Source organism: Oscillospiraceae bacterium NTUH-002-81, assembly GCA_032620915.1.
Classification (GTDB): domain Bacteria; phylum Bacillota; class Clostridia; order Lachnospirales; family Lachnospiraceae; genus JAGTTR01.
Window position 1 is genome coordinate 1760478 of sequence record CP136052.1, and the last position, 11504, is coordinate 1771981.

The following is an 11504-nucleotide window of genomic DNA, read 5'->3' on the forward strand; positions in this document are numbered from 1 at the left end:
TACGATATTTACTATACCCGGTAAGTGTGAAAAAAATGTGACGGACTTTTGAAGAGATTGTGAAGGTTTGCGAAAGGGAAGCGCTTGTCAAACCGGAAGGATATGGTATATAATAGGATGCACTGATAACAGAAATGGAAAAATATCATGAGGAAATGGAGATAGAGCATATGGCAAAAGTAAGAACAAGATTTGCACCGAGCCCCACAGGCCGGATGCATGTGGGCAATTTAAGAACCGCACTGTACACCTACCTGATCGCCAAGCATGAGGACGGCGATTTTATCCTGCGTATCGAGGATACCGACCAGGAGCGTTTCCAGGAGGGCGCAGTGGATATCATTTACCGTACCCTGGAGAAGACCGGTCTTATCCACGATGAAGGCCCGGACAAGGACGGCGGCTGCGGCCCCTATGTGCAGAGTGAGCGCTGCAGACAGGGCATTTATATGAAATATGCGAAGCAGCTCATCGAGCAGGGCGACGCTTATTACTGCTTCTGTGATAAGGAGCGTCTGGAAGGGCTGAAACAGGTTGTGGCAGGCAAGGAGATTTCCGTGTATGACAAGCACTGCCTGCATCTGTCCAAAGAAGAGATCCAGGCCAATCTGGATGCGGGCAAGCCGTATGTCATCCGCATCAACATGCCAACAGAGGGAACGACAACCTTCCACGATGTGATTTATGGAGATATCACCGTAAACAATGAGGAGCTGGACGACATGATCCTGATCAAGTCTGACGGTTTCCCTACCTATAACTTTGCAAACGTCATCGACGATCATCTCATGGGCATCACCCATGTGGTGCGCGGCAACGAGTATCTGTCTTCTGCACCGAAGTATAACCGCCTGTATGAGGCTTTTGGCTGGGAGGTGCCGGAGTACATCCACTGTCCGCTGATCACCAACGAGGAGCACAAGAAGCTGAGTAAGAGAAGCGGTCACTCTTCTTATGAAGATCTGATCGAGCAGGGCTTCTTATCCGAGGCAGTTGTGAACTACGTGGCACTGCTGGGCTGGAGCCCGGCGGAGGACAGGGAGATCTATTCTCTGCCGGAGCTGGTGAAGGCCTTTGATTATCGGCGGATCAACAAGTCCCCGGCGGTATTTGACATTGTAAAATTAAAATGGATGAACGGCGAATACATCAAGGCCATGGATCCGGATAAGTTCTATGAGATGGCGAAGCCGTATATCCAGCAGACCATCCATCGGGATCTGGATCTGCGGAAGATCGCCGGCATGGTACAGACCCGTATCGAGTATTTCCCGGACATTGCGCCACTCATTGATTTCTTTGAGGAAGTGCCGGAGTATGATCCGTCCATGTACCGCCATAAGAAAATGAAGACCACTGAGGAGTCTTCCCTGACCGTGATGAAAGAGGTGCTGCCGGTGCTGGAAGCCCAGGACGATTACACCAACGACGCGCTCTATGAGCGGCTGCTGGCCTTTGCCCAGGAGAAGGGCTACAAGAATGGCCAGGTGATGTGGCCGATCCGTACCGCACTGTCCGGCAAGCAGATGACACCGGCGGGAGCCACCGAGATCCTGGAGGTTCTGGGAAAAGAGGAGTCCATCCGCAGAATCCAGAACGGCATTGCGCTGCTGGAGACTGTCGTGCAGTAACTCTGTGTTCCTGCAATCGGAATGAATAAGCATACATTGTCGGAATGAACAATGTTCAAAAAAAGGAGTGTTCTATGGAAAGCAATCAGAACACATCAGTGAAAAATACAGGAACCGCACAGGAAAATAGCGTAACGGGGAAATGGAACCCCGGGCAGCAGAGGGCCATCTGTTATGGAGATGGCCCTCTCCTTGTGCTGGCAGGACCGGGATCGGGCAAGACCACGGTCATTGCTCATCGGGTACAGCAGATGGTGAACGTGCGGGGCATTGCGCCCACGTCCATTCTGGTCATCACCTTTACCCGGGCGGCGGCGGAAGAGATGCGGGAGCGGTTTGCGCTCCTTTGCAGAAAAAGCGTGCCGCCGGTGACCTTTTCCACCTTTCATTCCTTTTTCTTCCGGATTTTAAAATATGCCTACGGCTATACGGCGGAGAGCATTGTCCGGGAGGAGGAGCAGCGGCAGATCATCCGGGAAGCGCTGGAAAAAGAGACGCTGGACATCGGGGATGAGAGTGAATTTATCCAGAATGTGCTCTCAGAGATCGGTCTGCTGAAAAATGACCGGATCCCGTCGGAGCAGTGGATGCCCAGGGTGTGCGAACGGCCGGTTTTCCTGCGGCTGTACCGGAGTTATGAACAGCGGATGCGGCAGATGCGGAAGATCGATTTTGACGATATGCTGGTGTACACCTACGAGCTTTTATCCCAGAGAAAGGATATCCTGGCGGCCTGGCAGAACCGGTTCCGGTATTTTCTCGTGGATGAGTTTCAGGATGTGAACAGGATTCAATATGATATTCTGCGGCTGCTGGCCGGGGAGCGGCAGAATCTGTTCGTGGTGGGAGATGACGACCAGTCCATTTACCGGTTCCGGGGGCCAGACCGGAGATCATGCTGCATTTTCAGGAGGATTTTCCAAAGGCAGACCGGGTGCTGCTGGATGTGAATTACCGTTCCCAGGCGGAGATCGTGACCCGTTCCCTCTGCCTCATCGCCCATAACGAGGAGCGGTACCGGAAAGCACTGCGGGCCCACCGCAAACCGGGGCGGCCGGTGGATGTGCGGGAATTTCGGAACGTGCCGGAGGAGACAGCTTTTCTGGTGGAGGATATCCGGAAACGGCTGGAGAACGGCACGCCGCCGGGCAGTATGGCGGTGCTGTACCGGACGGCAAATCAGGCAAGACCGCTGCTGGATCGGATGATGGAGTTTAACGTGCCCTTTTCTGTCCGGGACGGCATGCCGGACATTTATCATCACTGGATCGCCCTGGATATGATGAGCTATATCCGCATCGGCATGGGCGGCCGGGAGCGGAAGGATTTTCTGCGAGTCATGAACCGGCCTAACCGGTACATCAGCCGGGGAGGCGGTGAACAGCGTTCAACTTTCCTTTGAAAATCTGGAGGAATACTATCGGGAGAAGGACTGGATGCAGGAGCGCATCGACCGGTTCTGGTATGATGCCAAAATGATCGGCAAAATGAACCCCTATGGGGCCCTGCACTATATCAGGCATGTGGTGGGGTATGAGGCGTACCTGCTGGAGTACGCAGCCCAGCGGGGCATTCCGGCATCGGAGCTGACTGATGTGCTGGAGGAGCTCATGGAGGCGGCGAAGAATTACGACAGCTTTGACGCCTGGTTTTCTCATATCGCAGAATATCAGCAGGAATGGCAGCGGCAGATGCAGAAAAAACGGGCCGACCGGGAGGCGGTGGCCTTTATGACCATGCATGCCTCCAAGGGACTGGAATATCCCATTGTTTACATCGTGGATGCCAATGAGGAGATCACGCCCCATAAGAAGGCGGTAACTACCCAGGAAATCGAGGAAGAGCGGCGGCTCTTTTATGTGGCCATGACCCGGGCAAAAAATGAGCTGCACATCTGTTCCGTGAAGGAACGGTACGGCCGCAGGCAGGAGCCTTCCCGTTTCATCGGGGAGCTGCTTTTTGACCGGGAAAAGGCAAAGGAAAAAGGAACTGTCTGGCATAAGGTGTACGGCACCGGGAAACTGCTGTCCATAAAGGGGGACAAGGCGGAGATCCTTTTCGACCGGGATCACCGGCGGATCACACTGAATATGGCTTACTGTATCGAGAAGGGTATTTTAAGGACAGAACAGGAAAAGGGACGCTGATCCTGGATCGGCGTCCCTGTCGTGTTGCTTCTGTTTTATTCGTCGTCCTCGTCGCCGAACAGCTCGTCGTATTCTTCGCTGTCCATCAGCTCATCAAAAGCATCCGCAACGATATCGTATTCCTCATCGTCCTCGATGTTGTCCAGCACCGGATTGCCATCGGCATCCTCGGAATACCGGTATAAATAAATGTCGTCCTCGTCCTCACTTTCCTGCTCGACGGGAAGCAGAGCCACGTACATCTGCTTGTTGCTTGCCGGGAAGATGGCAAGCACTTCGCATTCCACTTCGCTGCCGTCGTCCAGGCAGAGGGTAACGGTCATATCGATCTCTTCTTCTTCCAGATTCTTGAACGGATTTTCACTCATATTTTTTCTCCTTATGCATCAGAATTTGATGGATTCCCATAAATAAACAATAGCAGAAGCGGCAGCAATTTGCAACTGAAAATCATTTTTGCGCGAGGATATTGACTTTACTGCAAAAAGCAATAAAATAGTAGATAGTTTATACAAAAAGGGAGAAGACTGATTATGGAAATCACATTTGCAAAGCGTATGGATTCCTTTCAGGAAGGAATTTTCACATTATTGAATAAGAAGAAAAATGAGCTGCTGGCCCAGGGAAGAACCATTTACAATCTTTCTGTTGGTACCCCGGATTTCAAACCGGCACCTCATGTGATGCAGGCACTGACAGAATCTGCCAGCAAGCCGGAGAACTACAAGTATTCTCTGGTGGAGCGCCCGGCGCTGCTGGAAGCCATGCAGAATTTTTACAACAGACGGTTTGGCGTGCAGCTGGATACGAAACAGATCATGGCCGTGAACGGTTCCCAGGAAGCCATGACCCATATCTGCTGGGCACTGTGCGATCCCGGTGATGTGGTGCTGGTGCCCAACCCCGGCTACCCGATTTTTGAGGTGGGCCCGTTCCTGTGCGGTGCCGAGATTGTCAAATATCCGCTATATGAGGAAAACGGCTTCCTGCCGAAATTTTCCGATATCCCGGAGGAGACGGCAAAGAAGGCAAAGGTGATGGTGGTTTCTTACCCGGCCAATCCGGTCTGTGCCACGGCCAACGATGCCTTTTATGAGGAACTGATCGCATTTGCAAAGAAATACAATATTATCATCATTCACGACAATGCCTATGCGGACATCATTTATGACGGAGAGGGACAGTCTTTCCTGAAATACGACGGTGCCAGTGAGGTGGGCGTGGAGTATTATTCCCTGTCCAAGACCTTTGACCTGACCGGTGCCCGGGTTTCCTTTGTGCTGGGCAATGAAGCCATCATTCAGAAGTTCCGTACCCTGCGTTCCCAGATCGACTATGGTATTTTCTATCCGGTACAGGATGCGGCAATCGCAGCGCTGAACGGCCCCTTTGACGGCGTAGAGCGTCAGCAGGAAGAGTATGCGGCAAGAAACCGTGCCCTTTGCGGCGGCCTGCGCAGCATCGGCTGGAACGTGCCGGACAGCAAGGGAACCATGTTCGTGTGGGCACCCATCCCGGCTTCCTATACCAGCTCTGAGAAATTTACCCTGGATCTGATGGAAAAATCCGGCGTTATCGTTGTGCCGGGCAGCAGCTTTGGCTCCCTGGGCGAGGGCTATGTGCGTATGGCACTGGTGCTGGACGTGCCCACCATGGAAAAAGTGGTGCAGGTCATCAAAGAGAGCGGCATTCTGGAATAAAACGGAGGGGATGAACGATGGAAGATCGTAAGAATATGAAGCTGGAGGATCGCGTGGCTCTGGCCATGGCGTACCATGACAGAGGATTTAACTGTGCTCAGGCAGTGGCCTGCGCTTACTGCGACAAAGCAGGCATCGATGAGAAAACCATGTTTCAGCTGACGGAAGGCTTTGGCCTTGGCATGGGCGGCATGAAGGGCACCTGCGGCGCCGTGTCCGGCGCGGTGCTGCTGGCAGGCATGAAAAACAGCACCGGCAATGTGGAACACCCGGATTCCAAGGGGGCAACCTACAAGCTTTCCCGGGAGATCGTCAAGGAATTCCAGGAGAAAAATTCCAGTGTTGTCTGTGAGGAGTTAAAGGGCGTGGAGACAGGGAATGTCTTACGCTCCTGCGGCGGCTGCATCAAGGATGCGGTGATGCTGGCCGGGAAAATCCTTTACGGAGAAGAGGAATGATCAAAAAAACATTTACCCAGACGCAAATTATTGCGTTGGGATTTTTTCTGATGATTGCAGCGGGGACATTGCTTTTGCTTTGTCCCTTTTCTTCCAGAAACGGAAGCGTTCCTGTGCTGGATGCGCTGTTTACAGCCACCAGTGCGTCCTGCGTGACGGGCCTGGTGACGGTGGACACATACACCCAGTGGAGCCGGTTCGGACAGGTGGTGATCCTGATCCTCATTCAGATCGGCGGCCTGGGGTTCATGACCATTGCCACCCTGTTTTCCTTTTTCCTGCGGCGCAAGATCAGCCTGCGGGAGCGGGGCATCCTGCAGGAGAGTATGAACAGTGATCGGATCGGCGGCATCGTCCGGCTGGTGCGTCTGGTGCTGAAGGGGACACTGCTGTGCGAGGGGCTGGGCGCCTTTTTGCTGGCCTTTCGTTTTGTGCCGCTGCTGGGCTGGGGCGAAGGGCTGTTTTACAGCGTGTTTCATGCGGTTTCTGCCTTCTGTAATGCGGGCTTTGACCTGATGGGGCGGTATGCGCCTTATGATTCTCTCGTGCGGTTTCAGACGGATCCGCTGGTGAACGGTGTGCTCATCGCTCTCATTGTCATGGGCGGCATCGGTTTCCTTGTCTGGCAGGATGTGGTGGCGTATCGCTGGCACTGGAAGGAATATACGATGCAGACGAAGCTGGTGCTGACGGTGACGGCGGTGCTGTTATTGGGCGGTGCCCTGGGCATCTGGCTGCTGGAGCGTCACAGGCTGTTTGCCGGGCAGGCGCCTGCCATACAGCTGCTGGAAGCGCTGTTTGCCTCTGCCAGTGTGCGGACAGCCGGGTTTAATACGGTAGATCTCGCAGGACTTTCGGAAGGAACGAAGCTCTTTCATCTGTTTTTCATGCTGGTGGGCGGAAGCCCCGGCTCTACGGCGGGCGGCATCAAGACAACCACGCTGGCTGTGCTGGTGCTGGGCGTGCGTTCCAACGTGCGGCATGAGGCAGATATCAACGTATTTGGGAGGAGACTGGAGGAAGATGCGGTGAAGCGGGCATCAGCCATTCTCATGATCAATCTGACGCTGGCGCTGGTGGCATCGCTGTGGATTTGCAGTGCGGACGGTATGTCGGCCATGGATGCCATGTTTGAGGCATTTTCTGCCATCGGCACAGTGGGCATAACCGTGGGCATTACGAGAGATCTGGGGCTGGTATCCCGGCTGCTCGTTATTTTTCTCATGTACTGCGGCCGTGTGGGAAGCTTATCCTTTGCCCTTTCTTTTTCTCAGAGAAAACGCCCGGCGCCTGTACGGCAGCCGGTGGAAAAAATAGCAGTGGGATAGTAGGAGGAGAACAGTGAAATCAATTTTAATGATAGGAATGGGAAAATTCGGCCATCACCTGTGCAAAAACCTGTGTGAGATGGGCAATCAGGTGATGATCGTGGATATGGATGAAAAGAAGCTGGAAGACCTGTTGCCTATTGTCACCACGGCCAAGATCGGCGATTGTACCAATGTGGAGGTACTCAAAAGTCTGGGCGTGGGCAATTTTGACATGTGCATTGTCTGTATCGGCACCAATTTCCAGAGCAGCCTGGAGATCACCAGCCTGGTAAAAGAGCTGGGTGCCGCGTATGTGGTCAGTAAGGCCAACCGGGATATCCATGCCAAGTTTCTGCTGCGAAATGGTGCGGACGAGGTTATTTATCCGGACCGGGACATTGCGGAGAGCCTGGCGGTGTCTTTGAGCTCCAGTCATGTGTTTGACTACATCGAGCTGACGGATGAGTATTCCATTTACGAGATCTCCACGGCAGAAATCTGGGTGGGTAAGACCATCAGAGAAGTGGACTTCCGGGCAAAGTATCAGATCAGTATTCTGGCCACGAAGGTGGGAGAGGATATGAAGCTGTTGCCCGGCCCTGATTATGTTTTTAACCGGGAAGACCATCTGATGATCGTCGGCGAGCGCAGTTATATCAAAAAGCTGTTAAAAGAGATCAATTTTAATGAGTGATTTTGAAGCACAACGGCCTGCAGAAAGGAGAAGCACATGAGGATTGAACACGTTGCCATGTATGTCAGTCATTTGGAAGAAGCCCGGGATTTCTTTGTCAAGTATCTGGGTGCAAAGTCGAATGACGGGTATCGCAATCCCCGGACAGGTTTCCGGTCGTATTTTCTCACCTTTGATGATGGCATCCGGCTGGAACTCATGAACAAGCCGACGATGATTGATGATGCAAAAGTGCCGGAGCGCACCGGGTATGCCCACATTGCTTTTTCTGTCGGAAGCAAAGAAGCGGTGGATACACTGACGGCCCGGTTGCGGGCAGATGGCTACGCGGTGGTCAGCGGACCGAGAACAACCGGAGACGGCTACTACGAAAGCTGTATCCTGGCCGTGGAGGACAACCAGATCGAGATTACCGTTTGAGCAGGAGATCAGGCAGACCATAACCGGAGGCATCTATGTTACAGTTTCAAAAAGCGAACAGCAGTGATTTTGCGGCGACCCGGCAGTTTTACTGGGATGTGATAGAGGACATTCATAAGAACAATACGGCAAATGAAAACCTGGGCTGGGAGAAGGGCGTTTATCCGTCGGATGATTTTATCCAAACCAGTCTGGAAAAGGGAGAGCTATACACCCTGGCGGAGGGCGGTGTTTTATATGCCTGCGTGATCTTAAACAGCGAATGCAACGAGGGATATCTCGGCTGTCCCTGGGGGATCACCTGTGAACCGGTGGAGGTGCTGATCCCTCATGCGCTGGCTGTCCATCCCCGGATGCAGGGAAAAGACATCGGGAAAATCGTGGTGGGACATGTGCTGGATCTGGCGGAGCAGGAACATAAGAAAGCGGTGCGTCTGGATGTGCTGGGCGCCTGTAAGGCAGCGGAAGCGCTTTACAGAAGCTGCGGTTTTGCGTTTGTTGCGGCGAAAAATATGTACTATGAGGATACCGGCTGGACAGAGTACCGGTTGTTTGAGCGGAATTTGCCCGTGGAACCAATGCCGGATATGTAAAGTGATGAATATGCAAGGAAAAGAAAGGAGAAGCCCAGGTGGACTTCCCCTTGTTTTTATATGATAGAAAATGGCATCCTATCATATTTATTCTGCGGAACTTTCGGTTTTCAGTCTTACAGCCGCTGCCAGCAGTTCCACGGAACCGTCGATGCCCAGAAGGCTGCTGTTGATCATGAGATCCATGTTCTCTCTGGCACCCCATTTCTGGTCGGTGTAGTACTGATAGTAGGTGCGGCGGTTCTTATCCGTGCGGCGGATGATCTTCTCGATGAGTTCCGGGTCTTTCAGGTGATGGCGTTCCCGGATGAGGTGGATCTTATACTGCATATCGGCATAGATGAATGCGCGGATGCAGTTTGGCTGATCCCGGAGAATGTAATCGGCGCACCGGCCAACGATGACACAGGATTCCTTGGCGGCAATCTCACGGATGATATCCTGTTCATATTTGAACAGCCGGTCATTGAGGGTTCCCTGATCAACGGTAGGGTTGGTGAAAGGACTGGAAAACGGATTGGTGGCAACCTCGTCTGCGCCCTTTAATACGTCGGGATGGATGCCGCTTTTCTCTGCAGCCAGTTCGATCAGTTCCTTGTCATAGAAGGAAATGCCAAGCTTTGCGGCCAGCTTTTCGCCGATGACGCGGCCGCCGCTGCCAAATTCTCTTCCGATGGTGACGATAGTATTACTCATATAGGAAGCCCCCCTTTCGGTGTCCTTTGTTCTGTCAGGATACCACATGCATATCGTTTTCTATATTATAGCAAAAATATGTAAAAAATGAAAGAAAAATCTGAAATTATTGAGAAATAAATCAAATAGAAGAATATTAAAAAATGAGAAAAAAGTGCTTGCTTTTTCGCAGCAGATGATGTATGATAAACAAGTCGCAAGGACATGGCTGGTTGGTCAAGCGGTTAAGACGCCGCCCTCTCACGGCGGAAACAGGGGTTCGATTCCCCTACCAGCTACTATACAGACTCGAAAGTTGAATGGCTTTCGAGTTTTTTTGTATGACAGGAAATTGCGGAGGAAGCGGATCTGATGGACATTGAATCGCCACAATCGTTCGAAAAAAATAAAAATTATAAAAAATTAAAAAAACACTTGCATTTTTGTCAGAGATGATGTATGATAAACAAGTCGCAAGGACATGGCTGGTTGGTCAAGCGGTTAAGACGCCGCCCTCTCACGGCGGAAACAGGGGTTCGATTCCCCTACCAGCTACTACACAGACCCGGAAGTTGAATGGCTTCCGGGTTTCTTTGTGTTTAAGGAAATCGTAAGGGAAACTTTTGGAAAAACCATATGCGTTATTTTGGGTTCATGGTATAATAAGCACAAAAGAAATATTCAAATGATTTTTATAACAGGAGGGCAGATGATATGAGAAAGAGAAGGCTGGGAAAGATTCTGGCGCTTATTCTTACAGCATCCGTGCTTTGTGCCTGTGGAGCAGAGCAGACATCCACAGATCAGACAAAAGAGGAGGACAGCGCCGCTTCTGCGGGAAATGCACAGGAGAGCGAGACTGCCGTTTCGGAGAATACGGCGGATCAGCAGACAGCGTCCGGAAAGATAAAGATCAACATTTATTACAGCAACGAGATGGGAGACGGCCTGGATGAGAGAACGGTGGAAGCGGAGAAGCTGACACCGGAGTTCCTTCTGGAACAGCTGGCCCAGGAGAACATCGTCACAGAGGATACGAAGGCCAACAGCTGTACCGTAAAGGAAGAGAACGGTCAGAAGATCGTCGTGCTGGATCTGTCGGAGGCTTTTGGTGCCTACGCATCTTTCATGGGAACAGATGGCGAGTACGTGGTGATCGCGGCGCTGACGGATACGTTTTTGGACGCATATCAGGCGGACAGCCTGCGGCTGACAGTGGAAGGCCAGCAGCTGGAGACCGGCCATATGCTGTATGACTGGGATCTGACCTGGTATCAGCTCACTTCCTATACGATAGAGACTGCGGACTACAAGGATGGAAACATTGCGATTTCCTATCCGCAGCTGGTGAACGTGCACAATTCCTACACAGAGGAAGAGTGGAATGATATTTTCGAGCAGTACGCCAAGAAGGATCTGGAATATCTGGACGGGGAGACTTCCGAGTACACGCTGACCTACGAGGTGGCCACCGCGACGGAGGATCTGCTGTCCATCGTTTACCGGGTGAGCGCTTATGAGCAGGGCGCAGCACATCCTTATTCCTATATAGAAACGTTCAACATTGATATGACAAGCGGCGACGGTCTGCGGCTGTCTGATTTTGTGAACACCTACAATGTGGTGGGTGCATTTACCAAGGAGAACGGGTATACGCTGGTGAACACGGAGCTGGATGTGAAGGATTTCCAGGAGTTTGTCAATACGAGTGAAGACCTGGTGGAGACGGATTACTTTGAGGAGTTCGATATTGATTATGCCAATCCGGATGCATATCCCAACGGCTACTCCTACAAAAAGGATGGCAAGATCATTCTGTGCATCGAAGTACCTCATGCGCTGGGGGATTTTGTGGAAGTACAGCTGAATGATTGAC

General features: G+C 52.0%; 13 protein-coding genes and 2 tRNA genes. 13 read left to right on the plus strand and 2 right to left on the minus strand.

Annotated features, from left to right (window positions below):
* Window positions 1-170 precede the first annotated feature (170 nt).
* From gltX to RJD28_08495, 4 genes are all read left to right on the plus strand, one after another.
* Window positions 171-1631 (plus strand): glutamate--tRNA ligase, encoded by a 1461-nt coding sequence (gene gltX / locus RJD28_08480; protein WNV59483.1) that lies wholly within the window; start codon window positions 171-173, stop codon window positions 1629-1631.
* Between the two features lie 74 nt (window positions 1632-1705).
* Window positions 1706-2581: a UvrD-helicase domain-containing protein gene (locus RJD28_08485; GenBank protein WNV59484.1), complete on the plus strand. Its 876-nt coding sequence runs from the start codon at window positions 1706-1708 to the stop codon at window positions 2579-2581.
* A complete protein-coding gene (locus tag RJD28_08490; protein WNV59485.1) occupies window positions 2527-3033 on the plus strand; it encodes a 3'-5' exonuclease in 507 nt (168 codons plus the stop codon). Before RJD28_08485 ends, RJD28_08490 begins: the two co-directional genes overlap by 55 nt.
* Window positions 3008-3778: a 3'-5' exonuclease gene (locus RJD28_08495; GenBank protein WNV59486.1), complete on the plus strand. Its 771-nt coding sequence runs from the start codon at window positions 3008-3010 to the stop codon at window positions 3776-3778. Before RJD28_08490 ends, RJD28_08495 begins: the two co-directional genes overlap by 26 nt.
* A gap of 35 nt (window positions 3779-3813) precedes the next feature.
* Here RJD28_08495 and RJD28_08500 read toward each other — a convergent pair whose 3' ends face one another.
* The gene (locus RJD28_08500) at window positions 3814-4146 is read right to left on the minus strand and encodes a DUF1292 domain-containing protein (GenBank protein ID WNV59487.1); all 333 of its coding nucleotides are present in this window, start codon (window positions 4144-4146) and stop codon (window positions 3814-3816) included.
* Between the two features lie 165 nt (window positions 4147-4311).
* Here RJD28_08500 and RJD28_08505 point away from each other — a divergent pair, with 165 nt between their 5' ends.
* From RJD28_08505 to RJD28_08530, 6 genes are read left to right on the plus strand one after another with little or no spacing between them, the layout of a single operon-like run.
* Window positions 4312-5478: an aminotransferase class I/II-fold pyridoxal phosphate-dependent enzyme gene (locus RJD28_08505; GenBank protein ID WNV59488.1), complete on the plus strand. Its 1167-nt coding sequence runs from the start codon at window positions 4312-4314 to the stop codon at window positions 5476-5478.
* A 17-nt stretch (window positions 5479-5495) separates the two neighbouring features.
* A complete protein-coding gene (locus tag RJD28_08510) occupies window positions 5496-5936 on the plus strand; it encodes a C-GCAxxG-C-C family protein (protein ID WNV59489.1) in 441 nt (146 codons plus the stop codon).
* A complete protein-coding gene (locus RJD28_08515) occupies window positions 5933-7264 on the plus strand; it encodes a TrkH family potassium uptake protein (GenBank protein ID WNV59490.1) in 1332 nt (443 codons plus the stop codon). The genes RJD28_08510 and RJD28_08515 overlap by 4 nt, the downstream gene beginning before the upstream one ends.
* A 13-nt stretch (window positions 7265-7277) precedes the next feature.
* A complete protein-coding gene (locus RJD28_08520) occupies window positions 7278-7940 on the plus strand; it encodes a TrkA family potassium uptake protein (GenBank protein WNV59491.1) in 663 nt (220 codons plus the stop codon).
* Window positions 7941-7976: 36 nt separating this feature from the next.
* Window positions 7977-8360, plus strand: coding sequence for a VOC family protein (locus RJD28_08525; protein ID WNV59492.1), 384 nt, complete (start codon window positions 7977-7979; stop codon window positions 8358-8360).
* 35 nt (window positions 8361-8395) lie between these two features.
* The gene (locus RJD28_08530; protein ID WNV59493.1) at window positions 8396-8953 is read left to right on the plus strand and encodes a GNAT family N-acetyltransferase; all 558 of its coding nucleotides are present in this window, start codon (window positions 8396-8398) and stop codon (window positions 8951-8953) included.
* Window positions 8954-9040: 87 nt separating this feature from the next.
* Here the strand turns inward: RJD28_08530 and RJD28_08535 are convergent, their stop codons facing one another.
* Window positions 9041-9649 (minus strand): cytidylate kinase-like family protein, encoded by a 609-nt coding sequence (locus RJD28_08535; protein WNV59494.1) that lies wholly within the window; start codon window positions 9647-9649, stop codon window positions 9041-9043.
* 206 nt (window positions 9650-9855) lie between these two features.
* Here RJD28_08535 and RJD28_08540 point away from each other — a divergent pair.
* The 3 genes from RJD28_08540 to RJD28_08550 all read left to right on the plus strand — a co-directional run bounded on the left by RJD28_08540 (window position 9856) and on the right by RJD28_08550 (window position 11503).
* Window positions 9856-9927 (plus strand) — tRNA-Glu (locus RJD28_08540).
* 184 nt (window positions 9928-10111) lie between these two features.
* A tRNA-Glu gene (locus RJD28_08545) sits at window positions 10112-10183 on the plus strand.
* Between the two features lie 159 nt (window positions 10184-10342).
* Entirely contained in the window at window positions 10343-11503 is a 1161-nt protein-coding gene (locus RJD28_08550) for a GerMN domain-containing protein (GenBank protein ID WNV59495.1), read from the plus strand.
* The last annotated feature ends 1 nt before the right edge of the window (window position 11504 follow it).